The sequence below is a fragment of the Amycolatopsis sp. PSD-21 genome (genome assembly GCF_055561455.1).
In genome coordinates this window covers 2,696,575-2,718,872 of the sequence record NZ_CM145712.1, presented here as the reverse complement: position 1 = coordinate 2,718,872, position 22,298 = coordinate 2,696,575, and the positions used below count along the sequence as shown (strand labels likewise).

General features: G+C 70.1%; 18 protein-coding genes and 1 pseudogene. 9 read left to right on the top strand and 10 right to left on the bottom strand.

What is annotated here, in order from left to right:
- Window position 1: 1 nt before the first annotated feature.
- From ACZ1DY_RS13145 to ACZ1DY_RS13135, 3 genes are read right to left on the bottom strand one after another with little or no spacing between them, the layout of a single operon-like run.
- The gene (locus ACZ1DY_RS13145; protein ID WP_465484532.1) at window positions 2-850 is read right to left on the bottom strand and encodes an SDR family NAD(P)-dependent oxidoreductase; all 849 of its coding nucleotides are present in this window, start codon (window positions 848-850) and stop codon (window positions 2-4) included.
- Window positions 847-1,746, bottom strand: coding sequence for an alpha/beta fold hydrolase (locus ACZ1DY_RS13140; RefSeq protein WP_465484531.1), 900 nt, complete (start codon window positions 1,744-1,746; stop codon window positions 847-849). Before ACZ1DY_RS13140 ends, ACZ1DY_RS13145 begins: the two co-directional genes overlap by 4 nt.
- Entirely contained in the window at window positions 1,743-3,236 is a 1,494-nt protein-coding gene (locus ACZ1DY_RS13135; protein WP_465484530.1) for a flavin-containing monooxygenase, read from the bottom strand. Before ACZ1DY_RS13135 ends, ACZ1DY_RS13140 begins: the two co-directional genes overlap by 4 nt.
- Before the next feature lie 89 nt (window positions 3,237-3,325).
- On the opposite strand from ACZ1DY_RS13135, the gene ACZ1DY_RS13130 reads away from it, so the two are divergent.
- Window positions 3,326-4,570, top strand: coding sequence for a PucR family transcriptional regulator (locus ACZ1DY_RS13130; RefSeq protein WP_465484529.1), 1,245 nt, complete (start codon window positions 3,326-3,328; stop codon window positions 4,568-4,570).
- 3 nt (window positions 4,571-4,573) lie between these two features.
- Here the strand turns inward: ACZ1DY_RS13130 and ACZ1DY_RS13125 are convergent, their stop codons facing one another.
- Window positions 4,574-4,888 carry an effector-associated constant component EACC1 gene (locus ACZ1DY_RS13125; RefSeq protein ID WP_465484528.1) on the bottom strand — a complete coding sequence of 105 codons (315 nt, stop codon included), beginning with the start codon at window positions 4,886-4,888 and terminating at the stop codon, window positions 4,574-4,576.
- A gap of 97 nt (window positions 4,889-4,985) precedes the next feature.
- Here ACZ1DY_RS13125 and ACZ1DY_RS13120 point away from each other — a divergent pair, with 97 nt between their 5' ends.
- From ACZ1DY_RS13120 to ACZ1DY_RS13105, 4 genes are all read left to right on the top strand, one after another.
- Entirely contained in the window at window positions 4,986-5,765 is a 780-nt protein-coding gene (locus ACZ1DY_RS13120) for an isocitrate lyase/PEP mutase family protein (protein ID WP_465484527.1), read from the top strand.
- A gap of 34 nt (window positions 5,766-5,799) precedes the next feature.
- Entirely contained in the window at window positions 5,800-6,429 is a 630-nt protein-coding gene (locus ACZ1DY_RS13115) for a DUF2238 domain-containing protein (RefSeq protein WP_257488211.1), read from the top strand.
- Between the two features lie 63 nt (window positions 6,430-6,492).
- Window positions 6,493-7,914, top strand: coding sequence for an amino acid permease (locus ACZ1DY_RS13110; RefSeq protein ID WP_465484526.1), 1,422 nt, complete (start codon window positions 6,493-6,495; stop codon window positions 7,912-7,914).
- Window positions 7,915-8,210: 296 nt separating this feature from the next.
- Window positions 8,211-8,945, top strand: coding sequence for a hypothetical protein (locus tag ACZ1DY_RS13105; protein ID WP_257488213.1), 735 nt, complete (start codon window positions 8,211-8,213; stop codon window positions 8,943-8,945).
- A gap of 57 nt (window positions 8,946-9,002) precedes the next feature.
- Here the strand turns inward: ACZ1DY_RS13105 and ACZ1DY_RS13100 are convergent, their stop codons facing one another.
- Window positions 9,003-9,341, bottom strand: a complete 339-nt coding sequence (locus tag ACZ1DY_RS13100) for a YybH family protein (RefSeq protein ID WP_126729979.1) — start codon at window positions 9,339-9,341, stop codon at window positions 9,003-9,005.
- A gap of 77 nt (window positions 9,342-9,418) precedes the next feature.
- Between ACZ1DY_RS13100 and ACZ1DY_RS13095 the strand changes: the two genes are divergently transcribed.
- The 3 genes and pseudogenes from ACZ1DY_RS13095 to ACZ1DY_RS13085 all read left to right on the top strand — a co-directional run.
- A complete protein-coding gene (locus ACZ1DY_RS13095) occupies window positions 9,419-10,390 on the top strand; it encodes a helix-turn-helix transcriptional regulator (RefSeq protein ID WP_257488214.1) in 972 nt (323 codons plus the stop codon).
- 32 nt (window positions 10,391-10,422) lie between these two features.
- Window positions 10,423-12,714 (top strand): helix-turn-helix domain-containing protein, encoded by a 2,292-nt coding sequence (locus tag ACZ1DY_RS13090; RefSeq protein WP_465484525.1) that lies wholly within the window; start codon window positions 10,423-10,425, stop codon window positions 12,712-12,714.
- Between the two features lie 41 nt (window positions 12,715-12,755).
- A pseudogene (locus ACZ1DY_RS13085) lies at window positions 12,756-12,959 on the top strand (transposase); the annotation flags it as partial.
- A 40-nt stretch (window positions 12,960-12,999) separates the two neighbouring features.
- Here ACZ1DY_RS13085 and ACZ1DY_RS13080 read toward each other — a convergent pair.
- The 4 genes from ACZ1DY_RS13080 to ACZ1DY_RS13065 form a co-directional block, all read right to left on the bottom strand.
- On the bottom strand, window positions 13,000-13,947 hold the full coding sequence (locus ACZ1DY_RS13080) for a cold-shock protein (RefSeq protein WP_465484524.1): 948 nt from the start codon (window positions 13,945-13,947) through the stop codon (window positions 13,000-13,002).
- A gap of 598 nt (window positions 13,948-14,545) precedes the next feature.
- Window positions 14,546-15,799 carry an HNH endonuclease signature motif containing protein gene (locus tag ACZ1DY_RS13075; RefSeq protein WP_465484523.1) on the bottom strand — a complete coding sequence of 418 codons (1,254 nt, stop codon included), beginning with the start codon at window positions 15,797-15,799 and terminating at the stop codon, window positions 14,546-14,548.
- A gap of 184 nt (window positions 15,800-15,983) precedes the next feature.
- Window positions 15,984-16,823, bottom strand: a complete 840-nt coding sequence (locus ACZ1DY_RS13070) for an SDR family oxidoreductase (RefSeq protein ID WP_257488217.1) — start codon at window positions 16,821-16,823, stop codon at window positions 15,984-15,986.
- A 26-nt stretch (window positions 16,824-16,849) separates the two neighbouring features.
- Window positions 16,850-18,214: an MFS transporter gene (locus ACZ1DY_RS13065; protein ID WP_465484522.1), complete on the bottom strand. Its 1,365-nt coding sequence runs from the start codon at window positions 18,212-18,214 to the stop codon at window positions 16,850-16,852.
- A 76-nt stretch (window positions 18,215-18,290) separates the two neighbouring features.
- On the opposite strand from ACZ1DY_RS13065, the gene ACZ1DY_RS13060 reads away from it, so the two are divergent.
- A complete protein-coding gene (locus tag ACZ1DY_RS13060) occupies window positions 18,291-20,987 on the top strand; it encodes an AAA family ATPase (RefSeq protein WP_465484521.1) in 2,697 nt (898 codons plus the stop codon).
- On the opposite strand, the gene ACZ1DY_RS13055 is transcribed toward ACZ1DY_RS13060, so the two are convergent.
- Window positions 20,977-22,293: an outer membrane protein assembly factor BamB family protein gene (locus tag ACZ1DY_RS13055; protein ID WP_465484520.1), complete on the bottom strand. Its 1,317-nt coding sequence runs from the start codon at window positions 22,291-22,293 to the stop codon at window positions 20,977-20,979. The two genes, ACZ1DY_RS13060 and ACZ1DY_RS13055, sit on opposite strands and share 11 nt — an antisense overlap.
- Between the last annotated feature and the right edge of the window lie 5 nt (window positions 22,294-22,298).

Below are 22,298 nucleotides of genomic sequence, written 5' to 3'. Positions count from 1 at the left end.
CCTAGCGGGCGAGACGCCGCCGCTCGAAGTCGACGATCAGTTTCGGGTACCGCCGCGGGAGCAGCCGGACGAGCCGGTCGACCAGCTTCGCGTCGTTCCCGACGAGCACGCGCGGTTTCCCCGCCTCGACCCCGTCGACGATGATGCGGGCGGCCTGATCGGCCGGCATCTTCAGCAGCTTTTCGTTGTACACGCGGACGCGTTCCCGCTGTTCGGCGGTGGGCTCGATACCGCGCGCCTCGGCTTCCTTCAACGCCGCCGAGGCGATACCGGTCTTGACCCCGCCGGGATGGACGACGGTCACCCGCACCGGATACCCGCCCGCGATCATCTCGGTGCGCAGCGCCTCGGTGAACCCGCGGACGCCGAACTTGCTGGCGCAGTAGGCGCTGAGCGTCGGCTGGGCCATGAAACCGTTGAGGCTGGAGATGTTCACGACCTGGCCGTCGCCGGAATCGATCAGATGCGGCAGGAAGGCCTTGGTGCCGTTGATGACGCCGAAGAGGTTGACCGCGAGCGTGCGGTCGTACAGCTCCCATTCCGCGTCGAGCACGGTCTGCCCGCCGCCCGCGACCCCGGCGTTGTTGTAGATCTGGTGCACCACACCGAACTGCGCGGCGACGGCGGTCGCGTACTCCAGCACGGCCGCCCGGTCGCTGACGTCCAGCGCGGCGCCCTGCACTTCCGCGCCCAGGGCCTTGACCTGGGCGACGGTTGCTGCCAGCCCGGTTTCGTCCACATCGGACACCGCGAGCCGGGCTCCGCGCCGCGCGAGTTCAAGCGCCAGCTGACGGCCGATGCCGGAACCGGCACCGGTGACGACGGCGACCTTGCCGCGAACACCGCTCATCGGGTTTCTCCTGCCGGGTCGAGGGCTAGTTCGGCGGTCAGCTCGACGAGCCGCTCGACCAGATCCGGCGCGATGTGGTGGCCCATTCCGGGGATTTCGACGTAGCGGGCGCCCCTGATGGCCTTGGCGGTCGCCCGCCCGCCGCTGTGGTGGACCATGCGGTCGGTATCGCCGTGGACCACGACCGTCGGGCAGGTGATGCGGGCGAGTTCGGCGGTGCGGTCGCCGCTGGCCTGGATCGCGCCGATCTGACGGGCGATACCGCTGCGGGCGCGGCGCCCTCCGGCCCGTTCCCACAGCTCCTCGGCCCAGGCCGTTTCGACGTCCGTGTCCAGCGGGAACGTGGCCGAGCCGAGGTGACCCATCATCGCCAGGTGCCCGGCCACCGATTCCTCGACGGTCCGCGCGGGCCGCCGCGCCATGCGCAGCAGCGTCGACCGCGCCGGCTGCCCGACCCGGCGGTGCCCGGTCGTGGAGAAGATCGACGTCAGCGACAGGACCCGGCTGGGGTTCCGGGCGGCGACGGTCTGCGCGATCATGCCGCCCATCGACATGCCGACCAGATGCGCCTTCCCTACGCCGAGGTGGTCCAGCAGGCCGACGGTGTCCGCCGCCATGTCGCCAAGGTCGTAGGCGTCCGGCAGCGGCCGGGCCAGCAGTTGCCGAAGCTTGCCGGGATTCGGCGCCTTGATCCGGTCCGAGCAGCCCGCGTCCCGGTTGTCGAACCGGATGACGCGGAAACCGCGGCCGGTGAACCCCTCGATCATCGGCCGCGGCCACGAAGTGAGATCCAGGCCGAGCCCGGCGATCAGCACGAGCGGCATCCCGTCGGACGGGCCGTCCTCGCGGTAACAGATCCGCGGGCCGCCGGGCAGGTCGGCGAAGCCGTCGGTCACGAGTTCACCGCTTCCCGGACCTCGACACGGGAGAAGTGCAGCTCCGGATCGGTGATGTCGTCCGCGCGCAGCAGCTTGATGTCCGAGTGGTAGCTCATCGAGGTCAGCCACGGCATGCGGTCGCCCTGACGCGGGAGCTGGTCGAGAGCGCGCTGGACGTATCCGGCGGCGAAGTCCAGGAACGGTTTCGTCGGCATGTCCGGATCGGCGAGGACGGGACGGCAGACGTCGTAGCCGTGGGCGTCCATATGCGCCAGCAGACGGCAGAAGTGCTCGCACAGCAGGCCGATCTTGAGCGTCCACGACGAGTTCGTGTAACCGATCGCGAACGCGGCGTTCGGCACGTCCGAAAGCATCATTCCCTTGTACGCGAAGGTTTCCGGCAGGATCACCGGTTTCCCGTCGACGCTGAGCTTCGCCCCGCCGAACACCTGGAGGTTCAATCCGGTGGCGGTGACGATGATGTCCGCCTCCAGCTCACGCCCGGATTCGAGCAGGATCCCCTTCTCGGTGAAGGTCGCGATCTTGTCGGTGACGACGTCGGCCTTGCCCTTGCGGATGGCGGCGAACAGATCGCCGCCGGGTACGGCGCACAGCCGCTGGTCCCACGGGTCGTACGGCGGGTTGAAGTGCTCGTCGACCGGATAGCCCTTGGGAAGCTGCTTCTTGTTGACGTAACGGATGAGGCCGCGGGCGGTCTTCGGGAACTTCTGGCAGAACTGCCAGACCGCCAGTCCCTTGCGGATGTTCTTGCGGCGGGTGAGCGCGTAGGCCCGCTCCTCGCCGAGGATCTTGCGCAGGCCGTTGGCGATCTTGTCCTCGCGCGGCACCGGCATGACGTAGGTCGGGGTGCGCTGCAGCATCGTCACGTGCGCCGCGGTGCCCGCCATGGCCGGGATAAGGGTGACCGCGGTGGCGCCGCTGCCGATCACGACGACCCGTTTGCCCGCGTAGTCGAGGTCCTCGGGCCAGTGCTGCGGATGCACGATCGTGCCGGTGAACCGGTCCCGGCCCTCGAAACGCGGGGTGAAGCCCTCGTCGTAGCGGTAGTAGCCGCCGGCGTTGAACAGCCAGCCCGCGCTGAGGCTGGTGCGCTCGCCGGTGTCGGTCCGCTCGATCTCGAGCAGCCAGCGGGCCTCGTCGCTCGACCAGGCGGCCGAGAGCAGCTTGTGGTGGTACCGGATGCTGGGTTCGAGGCCGTTCTCGGCGACCGTCTCGCGCAGGTACGACAGGATCCGGGGCGCGTCGGCGATGGACTGCTTGTCCCGCCACGGCTTGAACTCGTAGCCGAAGGTGTGGAGGTCGGAGTCCGACCGGATGCCCGGGTAGCGGAACAGGTCCCAGGTGCCGCCGGACGTGCCGCGCGCCTCCAGGATGGCGAACGTCTTGCCCGGGTTCTCGGTCTTCAGGTAGCGCGCGGCCCCGATCCCGGAAATCCCGGCACCGATGATGACCACGTCGAGGTGCTCGACGGGGGTGCTCGTCGTCATGCGGTACTCCAGCCTCGTCTCGGTTCCCTCCACGATGCGGGTCGGGCGGGGAATTGCGCTAGCGCTATCTGCACCATCATGATGTATGGATGGTGCAAAGTGCCGCATCGCCGTGGCCGACACTGTCGCCTGAGGCGCGTGACCTCTTCCGGCGGGGCGCGGAGATCGTGCTGCATCCCCGCGCCGAATGGATCGAGGAGCTGCACGAGGCCTCGCTCGGCGGGGACAGTATGCGCGCGGTCGCCGAGGACCCCGTGCTCACCGAGGGCACCAAACGCGCCAATCTGGCGAATCTGCTGCACTGGGCGGCCGCCAACGTGCAGCGCCCCGGTGAACGGGTCGCCGCCAACCTGAACCAGGAAGTGCTGGACGGCGCTCGCGACATGGTGCGCCGCGGCTTCGACTCCGGCGGCCTCGACGCCTACCGGCGGGCCCAGGGGGTGGCCTGGCGCCGGTGGATCGAGATCTGTTTCGACCTCACTTCGGACCCGGTCCTGCTCCGCGAGCTGCTGGACGTCTCGTCGTTGTCGATCACCACGTTCATCGAGGACACGGTCGCCGCCGTGTCCGAACGGATGGCCGCCGAACGCACGGAACTGACCCGCGGGGCCCACGCCGAACGGCGGGCCACGGTCACCCTGCTGCTGGAAGGCGCGCCCATCAGCCGTTCGCGCGCCGAAGCCCAGCTCGGCTACCCGCTCGCCGGGCCGCATACGGCCGCGATCGTCTGGAGCGGCTCGGTGACACCGTCGTCCCAGCAGCTCGAAACCGCCGCGGAGACGCTCATGCGGGCGAGTAGCGCTTCGCACCGGCTGACCGTCGTCGCCAGCGCCGCCGCCCTGTGGGTCTGGCTGCCCGGCCGGACCCAGCCGCGCGCGGAAAGGCTCGCCGAAGACCTCGCGCCGCATCCCGACGTCCGGGTCGCGCTGGGGCGGCCCGGCAGCGGGATCGACGGGTTCCGCCGCAGCCATCTGGACGCCGCCGCCACCCAGCGGATGCTCGCCCGGCTCACCTCGCCGCAGCAGATCGCGCGGTACCAGGACATCCAGCTGCTCGCGCTGCTCACCGGCGATCCGGCGCAGGCGGGCGAATTCATCGCCGACACGCTCGGCGAACTCCGGCACGCCGACGCCGAGACCCGGGAGACCGTGCGGGCCTACGTGCACGAACTCGGCAACACGACACGGACCGCCGAACGGCTCTACACCCATCGGAACACCGTCGTCCGGCGGCTGTCGCGGGCCGACGAACTGCTCCCCCGGCCGCTGGCGGAGAACGCGGTCGACGTGGCCGTCGCGCTGGAAACGCTGCGGTGGCTGGGAAGCGGCGCGTGACGGTCACGAAAGCGGCAGGTCCAGGTTCCGGAGCATGGCGCGTTGTTCGGCGGTCAGCTCACCCTCGACCGTGATGGTGAACGGGGGCGTCTCCTCGCGGGAGCGGAGGAAGTTGCTCCAGGCGATGCCCAGATTCGCCAGCCCGGTCAGTGAGCCGATGGACATGCAGATGACCTCGAAGACGCCCAGCTCCCCCGTGCTCCGCGAACCCGCGAGGCTGATGGTCGCGGACCGCGTCACGTCGGCGTCGTCGCGGAGCCAGCTGTAGAACTCGGTCAGCGCTTGTTCGTCGCCGGCGGCGTTGATCGTCAGCTCCATGGGACCTCCCTCGAAGTGCTGTCCCTACCAGTCGCCACCCCGGCCCGGCGCGTAACAGGAATCGGCTTCGCCGGGCGAAAACCTCTAGATTGACGGCATGGTTTCCATCGCCGAGAAGGCCACCCGGCTGCAGGAGCTGCACGCCGCCCCCGAACTGCTGCTCGTCGTCAACGTGTGGGACGCGATCACCGCGAAGGTCGTCGCCGAAACCCCTGGTACGCAGGCGCTCGCCACCCCGAGCCACGGTATCGCCGCCGCCCGCGGCTATCCCGACGGCGAGGTGATCCCCCGCGACGAGATGATCGCCGAGGTCGCCCTGATCGTCCGGGTGGCGGGCGACCTGCCGGTCACCGCGGATCTGGAAGCGGGTTACGGCGACCCGGGCGGCACGGTCGCCCGGGCGATCGAGGCCGGCGCGGTCGGCTGCAACCTCGAAGACCAGATGAAACCGCTGGACGAGTCGGTCAAGGCCGTCGAAGCCGCGGTCGCCGCCGCCCAGTCCGCCGGTGTCGACTTCGTGCTCAACGCCCGCACCGACGCCTTCCTCCGGGCGGGCGACCGTGACCCCGAGGAGGTGCTGGCCGACGCGATCACCCGCGGCCGCGCGTACCTGGACGCCGGCGCGTCGAACTTCTTCGTGCCCGGCAAGCTCGACGAGACGCAGGTCGGCAGGCTGGTCGAGGCGCTGGGCGAGCGCAAGGTGAACCTGATCGGCGTGCCGGGCTCGATCCCGCTGGCCACCGCGCAGAAGCTCGGTGTCTCCCGGGTGTCCTACGGGCCGTTCAGCCAGAACGTCGCGCTGACCGCGCTGGCGAAGCTCGCCGAGGACGTCTACGCCGGCGGCGGCCTGCCCGCCGACATGCGCAAGCTGAACTGAGCGAGCCGGGGCCCGTCACAGTAGGGTCCCACGCATGGTGCGCGGAGTCGGCCGGACGGAAGGCATCCTGCTGGCCGGCTTCGTGGTCGCCGTGCTCGTGGTGACCGGTGTCCTCGCCAGGTCGCCCGGCACCTGGCTGCTGGAAGTGGTCTGGGTGCTGATCGGGCTGCCGCTGGTGGTGGCCCTGCGCAAACGTTTTCCCCTGACCCGCTTGCTGTGCTGGCTGCTGGTGCTGCACGCGATCGTGCTGTGTTACGGCGGGCAGTACACCTACGCGGAGACCCCGGCCGGGGAATGGGTGCAGGAGCTGATGGGCACCCAGCGGAACAACTACGACCGGTTCGCCCACGTGGTCCAGGGTTTCGTCCCGGCGATCGCCGTGCGCGAAGTGCTGCTGCGCCGGACCCCGCTGCGCCCCGGTGCCTGGGTCGCGTTCCTGACCGTCTGCGTCTGCGTGACGATCGCCGCCGGTTTCGAGTTCGTGGAATGGCTCAGCGCGATGATCGCCGGCGCGGGCGCGGACGATTTCCTCGGGACCCAGGGAGACGTCTGGGACACGCAGTGGGACATGTTCCTCTGCCTGTGCGGCGCGGTGCTCTCCCTGCTGATCTGGCGCAGGACGCACGATCGGCAACTCCGGGGGATTCCGGCGAACAGCCTGTAATGCAGGTAACCAAGCAACGATCTCCTGTCCTGCGTGTTCAGCGCGGCAGATACGGTCCTCGGCATGACTCTGCGAGCCGCGGCGGTGCGGCGGAAACCGGTCGCCGATCTGATCGCCGACAGTGATCACGGCGCGCTGAAGCGATCCCTCGGCCTCGGGCAGCTGACGATGCTCAGCATCGGCGCGACGCTGGGCAGCGGGATCTTCGTCGTGCTCGGCGAAGCGGTCCCCGTGGCGGGCCCCGCAGTCGTGCTGTCGTTCGTGCTCGCCGGTGTCACCGCGCTGTTCTCGGCGCTGTCCTACGCCGAGCTCGCCGGCATGATCCCGGTGTCCGGTTCGTCCTACTCCTACGCCTACGCGACGCTCGGTGAGCTGGTCGCCTGGGTCTGCGGCTGGTGTCTGGTGCTCGAATACGGCGTCTCGGTGGCGTCGGTGGCCGTCGGCTGGGGGCAGTACCTCAACGAACTGCTGCGGCTGGCGTTCGGTTTCGCCATCCCCGACGCGCTCAGCCAGCCGCCGGGCTCGGGCGGGATCGTCAACGTCCCGGCCATCGTCGTCGTGCTGCTCGCCATGTTCCTGTTGCTGTCCGGCGCGAAGGAGAGCGCGCGGGCCAACGCGATCATGGTCGTGATCAAGGTCGGCACGCTGGTGCTGTTCTGCGCGATCGCGTTCTCGGCGGTGCGGGCGGCGAACTTCGCCCCGTTCCTGCCGCTCGGACTGGCCGGGCTGAGCGCCGGTGCCGCGAAACTCTTCTTCTCCTACATCGGTTTCGACGCGGCCTCCACCGCGGGCGAGGAGGCCAAGAACCCTCAGCGGGACCTGCCGAGGGCCATCCTGCTCTCGCTCGCCATCGTCACCGTGCTGTACTGCCTTGTCGCCGTGGCCGCGGTCGGCGCCCTGCCGTGGCAGGACTTCGACGGCCAGGAGGCCGCGCTCGCGCACGTGCTCGGTGCCGTGTCCGACAACCCGCTGTGGGCCGGATTGCTGGCCGTCGGCGCGATCGTGGCCATCTCCAGCGTCGTGCTGACCGTCCTCTACGGACAGACGCGCATCCTGTTCTCCATGTCCCGCGATGGGCTGGTCCCCGCCTCGCTGTCCAAAGTGGACCCCAAAACGGGAACGCCCCGGATCAACACCCTGGTGGTCTCGGGCTTCGTCGCGACGCTGGCCGCGTTCGTCCCGCTCGGGAAGCTGGCCGACGCCACCAGCATCGGCACGCTGTTCGCCTTCGGGCTGGTGAACGTCGCCGTCCTGCTGCTGCGAAAGCGGCAGCCGGAGGCGCCACGCTCGTTCCGGGTCCCCTTCTCCCCCGTCACGCCGATCCTCGGGGTGCTGTGCTGCGGCTACATGATGCTCAGCCTCGACGGCGAGACCTGGATCGTCTTCGCCGGCTGGATGGCGCTCGGCGTGGGCATCTACTTCGGTTACAGCATGCGCCGATCCAGGCTGGCCGCGGATTCGCCCGTTCGCCGCCATAATTCCTAGCCTGTCCAGCCCTAGTACGAGCCGGATCATTGAAGTGACGGTGATCGGTAGGGGACACTTCCGTCCGCCCCCACGGAAAACCCCTACCGTGAACCGAGGTCCCCATGCGCCGATATGGCATTACCGTGCTGACCGCGTGCCTCGCCCTGTCCCTCACCGCATTCCCCGTCTCCGCTACCGCGCAAGAGACGGCGGCGGCTCCCTTCTGTTATGAAGAACCGGTACAACCGAAAGCCGATGTCAGTGACATAAAGGCCGGTTTCCAATCCACGAAGTGGTTGCAGACGATCCAAGCCGTGTACAAGCGGCGCTGGCCCAGCGGCGAAGCCCTCGCGATCGCCCAGGCCAAGGACAAGTACTTCAGCCAGTTCGTGAACAAGACCAGCTTCAACGCGCTCGCCGAGTCCCTGATGGTGGCGATCCACGAAGAGACCCACATGTGGGACCTGGATCCTTCGAGAACGTCGTGGGACGTGTACGTCTCGGCGTGGATCGACGCTTCCCGCAAGGCGATGAAGGTCCCGATCCACGGCGGATTCCCCCGCCGCGAGATCCTGCCGCTGATCACGGACGATCTCACACGTTCGATGGACGACATCTACCTGCGGGATCAGCAACAGGGTTCGTATCGGATGCAGGGGGTCATCGCGGAACTCAACGCCGGGCTCATGGGATTGCCCGCGGCGAGCGTCGTCGCCGAGTACATCCAGGGTGTCGGCGCGAGCAATTCGCGCGACATCGCGGCAACGAACATGCGTTACCTTCAGCTCTACCTGCGTGTCGCCAAGACCAAGCATCCCGATTACTGGGCCAAGATCAAGGCACAGCCGGAATTGCGTGAATTCGTGCTCGTCGAATTCCTCCGGACCGCCTACTGGCTGGATCAATCCGCGCCCCACGCCGCCAAACTCGGCAGCGCGGACGTGGCCAAGATCGTCGCCAAGAACTACGCGCCGGAGAACGTCGCGATCATCGAGGAGTTCACCGGCGCCAAGGTGAACACCGGTTCGGCCAGGAACTGCACGCTCTGACGCCGCGCACGGCTCGCCGGTGACGGCCCCCGGGTCCGTCACCGGCGAGCCGTCCCGTCACGGCACGAAGACCGGCTGGTCCAGCACCCAGAGCCAGGATCCGTCCGGCTGACGGCGGGCGACCTCGATGGTCGCCTCACCGGTGGTCAGCGTGGACGCCGTGAGCGCGAGGTCGTCGCCCACCAGCGCCGGATGCTGCCTGCCCGGCAGGAGTTCCGGCGCGGCCGCGACGAACTCCTCGTACACCTTGCGGATCTCCGCGTGCCCTTTCGCGATGTTGCCCGGCGGGAACGCCAGCACGGCGTCCGGTTCGTACAACGCCACCAGTCCGTCGACATCGCCCGCGTTGCCTCGCTCGATGAAGAATCTGCCCAGATCGTTCGGCTCGGTGGCCACAGTCCTGCTTGTCATGGGAATGAGCCTCGCAGCGAATCACGACATCCTGTGTCGTGTATTCCGCTAGAGTTCCGGCCATGCGCGCCGACCGGCTGGTCTCACTGGTGCTGCTGTTGCGGCACCGCGGCCGCCTGTCCGCGACCACGCTCGCGCGCGAGCTGGAGGTCTCCACCCGCACCGTGTTGCGCGACATCGAGGCGTTGTCGGCGGCGGGTGTCCCGGTGTACGCCGAACGCGGCAGGCACGGCGGTTTCGGGTTGCTGCCGGGTTTCCGGACCGAACTCACCGGGCTGAACCATGACGAGGCGCTCGCGTTGCTGATCGCCGGATCACGGCGTGGCGCGCAGGCTTTCGGTCTCGGCTCGGCGCTCGCGTCGGCCATGCTCAAGGTGGTCGACGCGCTACCGGAAGGCCAGCGGGACACCGCGGCGGGCGCGGCCCGGCGCCTGCTCATCGACCCGGAGACCGACCTGCTTTCGCGCCGGGTGGCCGCCGAAGAGGTGCCGGACGCCGTCGTCTCCGAGGTCCGGCGCGCGGTGTTCGCGGGCCACAAGCTGCGCATCCACTACGCGGCCGAGGGCCGGGCGCCGCAGTGGCGCACGGTGGATCCGATCGGCCTGGTCACCGTCCGGGACCGGGGCTATCTGCTGGCCACGAGGTCCGGCGAGGACCGGACCTACCGGCTGTCCCGGCTGCGGGCCGCCGAGGAACTCCCCGAACCCGCGCAACGCCCGGACCGGGTGGACCTGGACCGGACCTGGCAGGAACGCGGCACGCGGTTCCGGAGCGGCGGGGACCAGGTCGCCGTGTCGGTGCTGGTGGATCCGGCGCGGCGGGGCGAACTGGTGGGCACCGCGCTGGCCGTGCTCACGGAGGAAACGGCCGAGGACGGACGACTGCGCATGGAGGTGACCTTCCAGGACGCGCGGCACGCCGAATGGGCGTTGTGGCAACTCGCCACGGACGCCGAAGCCGTCGGCCCGCCTTGGTTGCGCGCTTCCCTGCGGGATCGGGCCGTCGCGATCAGCGGCCGCTATGGCGAAGGGTGAAGCCGAACGCGGCGAGGCGGGATAATCCGGCCATGACGAACGCCGCCCTGGCAAGGGCAGCCAAGACTTTCAAGGTGCTGCTGAAGGAATACCGCGTCCGGGCCGGCCTCACGCAGGAGGAACTCGCCGAGGGGTCCGGGGTGAGCGTCCGCGCCATCAGCGACATGGAACGCGGGATCGCCAAGAGCCCGCAACGCCGGACGATCGAAGCGCTCGCCGCGCCGCTGTCGTTGTCCGACGACGAGCTGACCGGTCTGCAGAAGGCCGCGCGGCAGGGCCGCGCCCCCGCGCCTGAAAACCACGGCGCGAACCTGATCGGCATCCTGCCGGCGGACGTCGACGACCTCACCGGCCGCGAAAGCGATCTCGCCGCGTTGCGCGCCCTTTCCGCGGATCCGGTCGCCGGGCGCCGCAGGTCCGGGCGGGTCGCGATCCTGAGCGGACCTCCCGGGACCGGCAAGACCACGCTCGCGGTCCGCGTGGCGCACAACCTCGTCGAGGAGTTTCCCGACGGCAGGCTGTTCCTGAAGCTGCGCGGGATGTCGGCCGAGCCGGCGAACCCGGCGGACGTGCTGCACCTGATCCTGCGCTCGCTGGGCGTCGAAGCCGTCCGCATCCCGGCCGATCAGGAGGACCGGATGAGCCTGTGCCGGTCCCTCCTGCAGGACCGGGCCACCCTGATCGTCCTGGACGACGCGGCCGACGAAGCCCAGGTGCGCCCGCTGCTGGTCGGCGGGCCGCGGTGTCTCACCCTGATCACCGGCCGCCAGATGCTGGTGGGGCTGGAAGGCGCGAGCAGGCTCGCCCTCGACGTGTTCGGCGAGGGCGACGCGGTCGCGTTGCTGTCGACCATCGTCGGGGCGGACAGGGTCGAGCGGGAGCGGCGGGAGGCGCTCGAACTGGTCGAACTGTGCGGGCGGCTGCCGCTGGCGCTGCGGATCGCGGGCAACCGGCTGGCGAGCCGCCCGACCTGGCCGTTGTCGCGGCTGGTGGATCAGCTCCGGGACCGCGGCCGTCGCCTGACCACACTGACCGCCGGCGATCTCGACGTGCGCAGCGTCTTCGAACTGTCGTACCGGCAGCTCAGCCCGAACGCCGCCGTCTACCTGGAGGAACTGACCGACGCGAGTCTGCTGCAGACGTCGCAGGAGAACGGGCGGTACCAGTTCCACGACCTCCTCCGGGTCTTCGCGACCGAACGGCTGGCCCGCGAGGAAACCCCTGACGTCGTCGAAGCGGCGGAAAACCGGCTGGCCTGCTGGCTGGTGAGCACCGCGACGGCGGCGGGCCGCTACTTCCACCCCACCGACGGCGTCAGCTCGCTCCCGGTCGCGACGCCGTCGTTCGATGACCACTGCGGAGCGGGCAGGTGGCTCGAAGTCGAGCTGAGGAACTGGCACGCCGCGGTCAAAAGCGTCGCCGCGCGCGGTGACCACCGGACGGTGCTCGACCTGGCCGAGTCCATGCACTGGTATTCGGAGATCGGCGGGACCGCGAGCACCTGGTACGACGTGTTCGAACTCGCCGTGAACGCCGCCATCGCGCTCGGCAGCGACCGGGACGAGGCGGTCCACCGGAACTATCTGTCCTGGGTGCAGGCTTCGCTGCGCGATCAGGCGGACGAGGCCGTCCGGATGGCCAAGCTGGCCTGGGACGCCGCGGAGAAGGCGGGCGACCGGCGCGAACAGGGCTGGGCACGGGTGTACCTGACGAGCGCCCGTGGCCGCGAAACGTCGCCCGAGCTCTTCGACGAAGCAGTGCGCCTGTTCGCGGAGGCGGACTATCCGCTCGGCGTCCATGTGGCGCGGACGATGCGGGCCTCGCACCGGTACCGGGAGGGCCGGTACGCAGAGGCCGCCGAAGAGTTCGACGCCTGCGTCCGCTACTTCGCGCCGGACCACGGCGGCCCGCGGACTCCGGTGGACGACACCAACTACGCGTACGTGCTGCTGCGTTCGGCCCGGAATCTGGCCGCGCTCGACTCGGCCGACCGTGCTCTCACCCAGTGCGAGACGGCACTCGGCCTGTTCCGTCGTCACGGTGCGGCCATGGGCCAGGCCCGCGCGCTCCAGGAGACCGGACGGTTCCTGTGGCGCCAGGGCGACCACGCGAACGCGCGCGGCCGGTTGTCCGAGGCCGAGAAACTCTACGAACGCATCGGGCTGACGCAGGCGCGGATCGACACGCTCGGCGAGCGGGCGGCACTGTCCGAGGAGATGGGCGACCCGGCGTCGGCGCGCGCGGACCGGGAGCGTGCTTGGGGTCTCCGTGACCGGCTCGGGCGTTCCGATGCGGACCGGCCGACGTACGGTTCCGGTTCTTAGACCTGGCCTCAAAACTCAAGGTGTGTCGATCGTGGGCAGTCGTGGCGAAGACGACGCAGCATCGACGGGTCGAAGACCGGCTCTGGGAGCTGATCGAACCCCTGATCCCGTCCCGGCCAGCGCCGCGTGGTCCGGGTGGGCGGCCCCGGATCGATGACCGTGCCGCGCTGGAGGGGATCTTGTTCGTGCTCGGCACCGGCTGCCGCCGGCGAGACCTACCCGAGCAGCTCGGATGCGGGTCCGGGCAGCCGCGTTGCTGACGGCACCGTCGGCGGGGCCGCCTCTTCAGAGGCGTTCGATGCGGTCGGCCTGCGGGCCCCGGTCGCTCTGACGCACCGTGTACCGGACCCGGTCACCCTTCTGCAGCGGCTCCGACCCCATGATCACGGACGCGTGGGCGAAGAGATCGTCGCCGCCCGCGTCCGGGGTGATGAAACCGAAGCCGCGGTCGTCGTCGTAGCGCGCGACGACGCCCTCGCCGCCTCGTACGGGCACGTCCCGCGCCGCCGGCCCCGCGGCCTCGGCAGGTGCCGACCGCTGCGGCGCCGTCTGGGGCTCGGCGCCCCGGACCAGGTGCACGTCGCGGGCCTGCGGGCCCTTGTCTCCGCTAGCCACCTCGTAGGCGACGCGGTCGCCCTCCGCGAGCCACGTCAGCCCCTCGGCCAGGGCCCGGGCGTGAACGAAGACGTCCCCGGCGCCGGAGTCGGGGTTGATGAAGCCGAAGCCTTTGTCCTCGTCGTACCAGGCCACCGTGCCGTCGGCACCGTCCGCGATACCAGCCGCAGGGGGTGAGCCGGCCCCTGCTCCCAGCGGGATCACGTGCCCGGCCTGCGGGCCGCGCTCGCCTTCGACGATCAGGAAGGCCACCCGCTGCCCCTCGGTGACCACGCCGCCGGTCACGATGGCGGAGCTGTGCACGAAGACGTCGGCGCCGCCGCCGTCCGGCGACGCGAAGCCGTACCCCTTGCTCGGCTCGTACCAGTTGACGGTGCCGAGCAGGCCCACGGCGCTGCCGGTGGCCGCATCGGCGGTGACGCGAACGCGCAGCGCCTGGGGCCCGCGGTCGTTCTCGCCGACCTCGAACACGACGGCCTGACCCTCGCGGAGCACTTTCGCGCCGCCGTCCCCGACGATCTCGGAGGCGTGCACGAACACGTCCGGCGAGCCGTCCTCGGGCGCGAGGAAGCCGAAACCCCGTTCGGCGTCGAACCAACGGACGGTCCCTTGCGGCATAAAAGGCTCCAGATCGAGAGGGCGGGCACTGGCCCCCAGTCTCTCTGACAGGCCTCCGGGCCGTCGGGCCGGGCCCACAGTCGGGCGGTGCGAAGCCAGGGACGGGCCGTTGGTTCACCTAGCGACACGCCGAGTTTTGAGACCAGATCTCAGGGCGATGGTCCAGGTGCGGGGTCCGGCGGCCGACGCCTTCAGCCTGGGTCTCGTTGTCCAGGACAGGTTCGCCCGGGGTGGTTCCGGTTCGTAGCGCGTTGGCTGTGTCCGAGGCCACGTCGCCGCTGGACAACTGGCACGAACCTGAGCCGGGGCGACGTCCGGGTCCAGGCAGGCTTCCCGGCAGAACTGGCCGGTGATTTCTGCCGGTTGCGTCTTTCGCTCCCGCAAGCCGCTTGCCTCGGGGTTGGACGGTGTTTCCGGCCGGGGCGAGACGCCGGTTGAGACTGTGGGCAGGCATCGCGGATCCACGAGCCTGCCTCGGTCGTTGATGAAGGATTCGGGACACTCAACGTCCCGAATCCTTCATCGACGACCGAGGCGCTCCCCGCTGAAGGCATGCCGAAGGGCCCGTCGCCGGTGTGGCTGGCGGGCTCCTCGACGTTCAGACGTGATGCAAGGTGTTGCGCCGGGGTTGTCGGAGCGGATCCCGGTATTGGGGTGGGATGAACTCCGGTAACCCATCGGCCGCCATCCGGACTTCCCAGTCACCGTGATGAATCAACCGGTGATGAAAACCGCACAGCAGCACCAGATTCCGAAGATCCGTCGGTCCGCCGTCTGCCCAGTGCTCAATATGATGGGCGTGACAGTTCTTCGGTTTCCGATGACAGCCCGGGAACGCGCAGCCACCGTCACGGATGTTCAGCGCCCGTCTCTGACCGGGCGTGACGAACCGTCGTAGCCGTCCCACATCCAGGGGCTCTCCGGCGGCGCTCATCACGACCGGCAGCATCAGGCAGTCGCAGGCCGCCAGCCGGGCTTCCCTCGCGGTCATCGTGCCGACGAAGTCCAGGCACGCGGTGCCGAGGCCGGATTTGAGTTCGTCGAGTCCGATGGTGACGTGCACGAGGGTGCGGTAGCCGCTGGTTCCGGGTTGGTCGGGGCACGCGATGGCTAGGTCAAGGAGTTCGGCCCAGGCGTCTCCCAGGCGTTCGCACTTCATCCGCAGGTCGGCTTGGCCGAATTCGTCGACTGGCCGTGGTTGGGCGTAGGCCTCCAGGGCGGCGGCGGTGCGGGCGCCGGTCTCGTCGTCCAGGAGGCCGGTGAGTTTCCAGAAGCCGTCCCTGCGCCGCTCGAGGGTGATTTCGCGGCGTGGTTCTTTGGGTTCGGGGTCTTGGGGTTCGTTGCCGTCGGGGTCCAGCCAGCCCAGCAGGTTCGCCTCGGCCTTGGCGAGCTGCTGCGGACCGGCGGTCGGGGCCAACTCGGCGAGGATCTTCTCCGCGACCGCCTTATCTTCGGCGGAGGTGTCGGCGGGGAGTCTCTTCAAGATCTCCAGAATCTGATCGATCCGCTCATCCCCGACCAACCCCTCCGCCGCGACCGCCGCGGTCGCAGGCGCGACCGGTGGAACCTCCGTGCCATCCAAAGCCCGCGTGGGATTCAAAGCGACCGCCCGCTTCACCACCACACCAGCCTCGGCCCGCGACAACCCCGCCAACTCCGCGAACCAACTCGCCGTACTGCCATGCCCGAACAAGTCTTTCGCGCCCCGAGACTCGACCTCCGCCAGAAACCGCCCCAACCCGGCGGTGGCCATCCGAATCACCTGCAACGACTGCTGCACGCCATGGGCAAGCTCCAGCTTGCCGGCACGCCACAGTTCTTGCGGCAACTCGGGGAGGAAGGTCTCGGACACGCCTCCATAATACCCGAAAAAATCGAACAGGTGTTCGTAATTTTAAGCAACAAGCGAAACATGCAAACAACACCGAAGGGTGAACCGGCCATCAGCGCCGATTCACCCTGAGCAACCCCTCCGCAATTAGTCGACTAACTGCGGAGAGGCCCACCCTTGAGCGTGAACCGAATGCAGTGATAGATCACTGCACGGAAAAGTGGTCGCGGGCGAACTCGGTGACGTCGCGTGCGGGTTTCCCGGTCAGCTCGGCGACGGCCGTATGCACTTCGGCGGCTTCTCCCCTGGCGTAGTGCGCGTAGTCCTCGATGAGGCCGTCGATCTGCCACGGCGGGAGCAAACCGGCCAGTGCCGCGGCGAACTGATCGGCGGAGGTGTCGTGGAACGCGACGGTCCGCCCCATGGCTTCCGAAAGCGCGTGGGCGATCTGGGCGTGGGTCACCGCACGCGGTCCGGTCAGCGTGTAGGTCCGGCCGGCGTGCCCCGTTCCGGTCAGCACGGCCGCGGCGGCGTCCGCGATGTCCCTGGTGTCGATGGCGCTGACAGCGGCGTCGCCAATGGGGGCGGCGAGGAAACCCTGTTCGATGGTGCCGGAGAAGGCGAGCAGCGCCTGCAAATACAGGTTGGGACGCAGCACGGTGTACTCGATCCCGAGTGCTCGGACGTGCGCCTCGACTTCGGCGTGCCAGCGCAGGAACCGCACCGGCGAGTCGGCGCGCGCCGCGTACTGCGAGAGCAGCACGAGCCGGTTCACCCCGGCGTCCCGGGCGAGGTCGGCGAACCGGGTCTGGAGCGAGGCGGCGTCGGGTGCGGAAGGGCTGTTGAGGAAGACCGCGTCGACGCCTTTCAGCGCCGCGCCGACCGCGTCGGGATCACGCAGGTCGGCGACGACGGTTTCGGCGCCGGGGATGGTCCGCCCGGGGTCCCGGGTCATCGCGCGGACGGCGACCCCGCGGGTCAACAGGGAGGGAATCAGGGCGGATCCGATGGTTCCGGTCGCGCCGGTCACCAGGATGGTGTCCATTGTGGAATGTCCTTTCTCGACAGAGGTCAACGACGGGTGGAGAAGAGCGACACCGCGAGGGCGATGACGACGAGCACGGCTTCACCGAGGAACGCGGTCGTGAACGAGATGTCGCCGTGCGTCCCCGCGGCGCCGATGGCGATTCCGGCGAGCGCGGCGAGCCCGACCGCGCCGCCCAGTTGCTGCGCGGCGTTCACCAGTCCACTGAGCAGGCCCGATTCACCGTCCGCGCTGTCGCGTACCGCCATCGCGGTGGCGTTGACGGCACCCAGCCCGAGCCCGGCGCCGATCAGCAGGAAAGCGCCCAGCAGGCTGATCGAGAAGCCGCTGGTCGTGGGATCCCCTGCCAGCCAAAGGAATCCCGCGAGCAGTACGACGAGGGCGGCCGGCAGCGCCCGGGCGAGCCCGATCCGTTTCGCCAGCATGGGCGCGAGAACGCTGCCCACGATGATCATGACGGCGAGCGGGAGCTGGGCCATGCCGGTCGCCAGCGGGCTCATCCCGAGTACGTCCTGCTGATATTGGGGCAGGAAGAAGAACAGGCTGGTCAGGGTTCCGCCGATCAGCACCATCACCACGTTCGCGGTGACCACCGGCTTCCGGCGGAACACGCCCAGCGGCACCAGCGGACGCGCAGAACGCCGTTCGACGAACACGAACGCCACCAGGGAAACGAGCCCGGCCACGAGACCGGCGATCGTGCCGGGCGCGGTCCACCCGGCGTCGGAGGCGGAGACCATGCCCAGCGCGAGCCCGGAGATCCCGACGGTGATCGTGACCGCGCCCAGCGCGTCGAACCGGCCAGGCCTGCCGGGCACCGGCGGCACGGCGCGCCACACGACGATCGCCCCGACGGCACCGAACGGCACCGGGGTCACGAACACCGACTGCCAGCCGAGCAGTTCGGTCAGCGTGCCGCCGAGGAAGACGCCGACGAGACTGCCCGCTCCGGCGACCGCGCCCCAGATCCCCATCGCGCGGGTGCGCTCCGCGGGCGACGAGTAGAGGCCGAGTACGAGCGAGAGCGCGGCGGGCATCAGGACCGCCGCCCCGATCCCCTGCCCGATCCGCCCGGCGATCAGCAGCCCGCCGGTGGTGGCGAGCGCGCAGAAGGCGGACGCCGCGAGGTAGACGGCCATTCCGGTGAGGAACACCTTCCTGGCCCCGAGCACGTCGGCGAGACGGCCGCCGAGCAGCAGCAGGCCGGCGAACGTCACCAGGTAGCTGTCCACGACCACCGTGAGTTCGGCGGCGGTGAGCGCCAGGCCCTGCCGGATCGTGGACCCGGCGAGGTTCACCATCGCGGCGTCGAGGATGACCAGGAACATGGCGCTCGCGAGGCCGAGCATCGCCACCCCGCGCGAGATCCGTTTCGTCGCTCGTACTGTCATGCCGCCACGATCGCGCGGGCACCGGTCCGCTCGCGTCGGTGACAATCGCCTACTTCGCCTCGCTAGGGTTCGGACCATGCCCACGACGTCCCCTCGTCCGCTCGTCGGCAGACGAGACGAGATCGATCGCCTGCTCGCCCTGGTCCACGCGGCGGGCCGGGGCGAGGGCGGGGTGCTCGTGCTCCGCGGCGAGCCGGGTATCGGCAAGAGCGCGCTCCTGGACCACGTCGAACGAGCGACGGCGGAGGAGTTTCAGGTCATCCGCGCGTCCGGGTCGGAATTCGAGGGTGAGCTGCCGTTCGCGGCACTGCATCAGCTGTGTGTTCCGGTGCTGGCGCATCTCGACACGTTGTCGGCTCCCTACCGCGAATCCCTTCTCGTCGCCTTCGGGCTGGCCGACGGCGCGCCGGACCCGTTCCGCGTCGGTCTCGCCGCGCTCGAACTGCTGGCGACCGCCGCGGGGACGCGCCCGATGCTGTGCGTGGTCGACGACGCGCACTGGCTGGACACGGCGTCGGCGAGGGCGTTGACGTTCCTGGCGAGGCGGATCGCGGCCGAGCCGATCGCGATGGTGTTCGCCGCCCGTGACCAGGATCCGGTGCGCGGGCTGGACGAGTTGCCGGGACTGACGGTCGGCGGCCTGAGCGATACGCACGCGCGTGCCTTGCTGGCCGAAGAAAAGACCGTGACGCTGGACGAGCGCGTGCGCGATCGCCTGCTCGCCGAGGCCCGCGGCAACCCGCTCGCGCTCATCGAGCTGCCGAAGGCGGGCGGTTTCGCGCCGCCGGCGCCGTCGCCGATCGCGGGCCGGATCGAGCGCAGTTTCCGGGACAGGATGGCGGAACTGCCGGTGGACGCGCGACGGCTGCTGACCCTCGCGAGCGCCGATCCCACCGGCGATCCCGGTCTGCTGTGGGCGGCGGCGCGGTGGCTGGACATCGACGTGCCCGCCGCGAGCGCCGCGGCCGAGGCGTCCGGGCTGATCCGGTTCGACACGCGGGCGCGCTTCTGCCATCCCCTGGCACGCTCCGCGGCGTATCGCGCGGCCGAACCGGAGCAGCGCCAGGCCGCCCATCGAGCGCTGGCCGAAGTCACCGATCCGGAGACCGCCGGAGACCGGCGGGCCTGGCATCGGGCCCAGGCCACCACCGGGCCGGACGAACAGGTCGCGGCGGAGCTGGAATTGTCGGCGTCGCGGGCGCAGGCCCGCGGAGGGGTGGCGGCCGCGGCCGCGTTCCTCGAACGTGCGGCGGCGCTTTCCCTCGACCCGGCCAAGCAAACCGCGCGCACCCTCGCGGCCGCGCGGACCACACTGGAGGCGGGCGCGACGGACGCGGCGGCGGATCTGCTGGCCAGCGTCGACACCGCGACCTTGGACGTCCCCCAGCACGCCTCGGTCGATCTGCTGCGCGGGCGGATCGCCTTCGTCCAAGGCGCGGAGGGCGCAGTCCGCGGGCCGGAACTCATCCTGCGGGCGGCGGAGCGGCTCTCCGCCGTCGATCCGGTGCGGTCACGCGAGTTCTTCGTCGCTGCGCTGGAAATGGGACTCGTGGTCGGACGGGCCGCGGGAGTGCTGGACCGGGTTCTCGAAGCGGCCCGCTCGGCGCCTCCGGCGTCGGGACCGCCGGACCTCCTCGACGCGCTCGTGCTGTTGACCACCGAAGGACACCACGCCGGTGTGCCGGCGCTCCGCCGGGTTCTCACCGGCGACGACGCGGGCTGGACCAGGACACCGGCGCTGGCCACGGTGCTCGCGGGCGAACTGTGGGACATCGACTTGCATGCGACGATCGTCGACTGGCTGGTGCGGACCGGACGGGACACCGGATCGCCGATGACCATCCGGCTCGGCCTGTCCCAGGTGGCGCTGCACGCGGTGCTCACCGGGAACTTCGGGCGGGCGATGGCCGCGATCGCCGAAGAGGAGGCGATCGCGGACGCCGCCGGCGATCCGCCGCAGCTCTACCCGCGCGTGCATCTGGCGGCGATGCGCGGACGCCGCCGGGAAGTGCTGGATCTCTTCGCCGAAGCGACGACCCGCGGCAGCGGGCAGCTGACCGCGAACGCGTATTGGGCGACGGCCGTGCTGTACAACGGCCTCGCCGAGTATCCGGCCGCGCTGGACGCGGCGACCAGGGCCGTGGCGAGCGGCGAACTCTTCCTCACCGGCATCGCCCTGCCCGAACTCGTGGAAGCCGCGGTGCGCTGCGGGAAGGAGTCCGTCGCCCGGTCGGCGCTGGACTCCTTGACCGCCCGCACGGAACCCGCGGGCACCGCCTTCGCCCTCGGGATCACGGCGAGCGCGCGGGCCATGGTCAGCGACGCGGAACCCGACCATCTGGAAGCGCTCCGGTACCTGGCGGACGGCCCGCTCTCGGTGCACCTCGCGCGGGCGCGGCTGCGTTACGGCGAGTGGCTCCGCCGCGAGGGACGGCGTCGTGAAGCGCGTGAACACCTGCGCACCGCGCACGAACAGCTGTCGGAGATCGGGTTGGAGGCGTTCACCCGGCGGGCCGCCGACGAACTGCGGGCGACCGGGGAGGTCGCCCGCAGCCGCTCCGGGCATTCCTACGACCACCTGACCATGCAGGAGACGCATATCGCGCGGCAGGTCGCGGCGGGCGCCACGTCGAAGGAAGTGGCCACCCGCCTGTTCCTCAGCCCCCGCACGGTGGACGCCCACCTCCGCAACATCTTCCGCAAGCTCGGCATCACCTCGCGCAGGCAGCTGAGGGACATGCCCGATCTCCGCGACGCGGAGTTCAGCTCTTGACCGGATACGCCAGCGACTCACCGTTTTCGCCCGCGGCGATGCCGGCGTACTCGCTCACGAGCGCCGGGACGAGCCCGACGTCGTCGGTGGCCAGATCCTTGCCCGTCCTGGCGTCCAGCACGATCGGCTGACCGCCGCCGGTCTTGCCGTAGACGGCGCCGTGCCAGGCGAACGTGACGCTGGGAGCCACCCGGTTGGCCGCCTTGTCCGGCAGGGTCCAGAGCGGGGCCGCGGTGGCGGCGTCGTAGCCGGTGAGCACGCCGCCCGCGTCGCAGACGAGCACCGATCGTTCGTCGTGGCGGCAGGTTCCGTACGAGCTGGGGCCGAACTGGTCCTCGCCGTCGACCTTGCTCTTTTCCGCGCCGGTGGCCGGGTCGAGGAACAGGAGCGACGAATCACCGCTGCCGTAGTCGGTCCTGGTGAGCACGACCAGGGCCGGATCCGCGCGGACCGGGACGACCGCGGACGATCGCGCGGCGCCGGTCCATTTCTGCCCGCCGGTGGCCAGGTCGAGCGCGGTCGCCTGGACCATCGAGGAGTTCTCGGCGACGTTGAAGTCGGCGCCGACGACGACGTCGCCGTGCACGCTGCCGGCCTCGTAATCCTTGCGCTCCCACAGGGTTTTCCCGCTCGCGGGGTCGAGCGCGACCGTGACGTGGTCGTCCGAGCGGCCGTAGCGGGCGATGACGGCCTTGTCCGTGACGGCGACGACCTCGGTGACGGCGTTGCTCGCGTCGGCGTACTGGTCGTCGGAGACCTTGGTCTCGGACTGCCAGACCTTGGTGCCCTTCTCCCGATCCGCCGCGATCACCGACAGCGCGACGTAGCCGGGCGTGGTGCCCTTTTCCGGGATGACGACCGGGACCGCGGCGACGACGAGCTTGTCGCCGACCGCGGGCGGACGCGGCCCCGTGGTGTTGACGAACGGCCCGCTCTGGTTGTACGGGTCACCGGGCGTGCGCTCGAACGGGACGGTCCATTTCTGTTGTCCCGTCAGCACATCCACCACGTTCAACGCGGTGGGGGTGACGATGTAGCCGGTGCGATCGCGCAGCGTCATGAACAGCGAGGTGACGTGGCCCGCCGCGTTGGACCGGACCGCGCCCGCTGGGAGCCCGACGGGCGCGCTCTTGTCGAACGACCGGGGCGGGTCGGCGGTCTTCGCCTCCGGTGTCGCGGACGTGGGTGGCTGCCCGGCGGCCGCCGAGCCGCTCGGCACCGGGGCCGGGGCCCGGTCGTCGGTTCCGCAGCCCGACGCCGTGAGCGCGGCCCCCAGGCAGGCCACGAAGACCAGAAATCGCCGCATTTGCG

Bases quoted from the DNA above. Each gene is read 5' to 3' on its own strand.
- ACZ1DY_RS13055 (WP_465484520.1), bottom strand. From the start codon at position 22,293: ATGCGGCGATTTCTGGTCTTCGTGGCCTGCCTGGGGGCCGCGCTCACG.
- ACZ1DY_RS13090 (WP_465484525.1), top strand. From the start codon at position 10,423: ATGACGAACGCCGCCCTGGCAAGGGCAGCCAAGACTTTCAAGGTGCTG.
- ACZ1DY_RS13095 (WP_257488214.1), top strand. From the start codon at position 9,419: ATGCGCGCCGACCGGCTGGTCTCACTGGTGCTGCTGTTGCGGCACCGC.
- ACZ1DY_RS13135 (WP_465484530.1), bottom strand. From the start codon at position 3,236: ATGACGACGAGCACCCCCGTCGAGCACCTCGACGTGGTCATCATCGGT.
- ACZ1DY_RS13145 (WP_465484532.1), bottom strand. From the start codon at position 850: ATGAGCGGTGTTCGCGGCAAGGTCGCCGTCGTCACCGGTGCCGGTTCC.
- ACZ1DY_RS13125 (WP_465484528.1), bottom strand. From the start codon at position 4,888: ATGGAGCTGACGATCAACGCCGCCGGCGACGAACAAGCGCTGACCGAG.
- ACZ1DY_RS13120 (WP_465484527.1), top strand. From the start codon at position 4,986: ATGGTTTCCATCGCCGAGAAGGCCACCCGGCTGCAGGAGCTGCACGCC.
- ACZ1DY_RS13060 (WP_465484521.1), top strand. From the start codon at position 18,291: ATGCCCACGACGTCCCCTCGTCCGCTCGTCGGCAGACGAGACGAGATC.
- ACZ1DY_RS13115 (WP_257488211.1), top strand. From the start codon at position 5,800: ATGGTGCGCGGAGTCGGCCGGACGGAAGGCATCCTGCTGGCCGGCTTC.
- ACZ1DY_RS13080 (WP_465484524.1), bottom strand. From the start codon at position 13,947: ATGCCGCAAGGGACCGTCCGTTGGTTCGACGCCGAACGGGGTTTCGGC.
- ACZ1DY_RS13130 (WP_465484529.1), top strand. From the start codon at position 3,326: ATGGTGCAAAGTGCCGCATCGCCGTGGCCGACACTGTCGCCTGAGGCG.
- ACZ1DY_RS13070 (WP_257488217.1), bottom strand. From the start codon at position 16,823: ATGGACACCATCCTGGTGACCGGCGCGACCGGAACCATCGGATCCGCC.
- ACZ1DY_RS13065 (WP_465484522.1), bottom strand. From the start codon at position 18,214: ATGACAGTACGAGCGACGAAACGGATCTCGCGCGGGGTGGCGATGCTC.
- ACZ1DY_RS13110 (WP_465484526.1), top strand. From the start codon at position 6,493: ATGACTCTGCGAGCCGCGGCGGTGCGGCGGAAACCGGTCGCCGATCTG.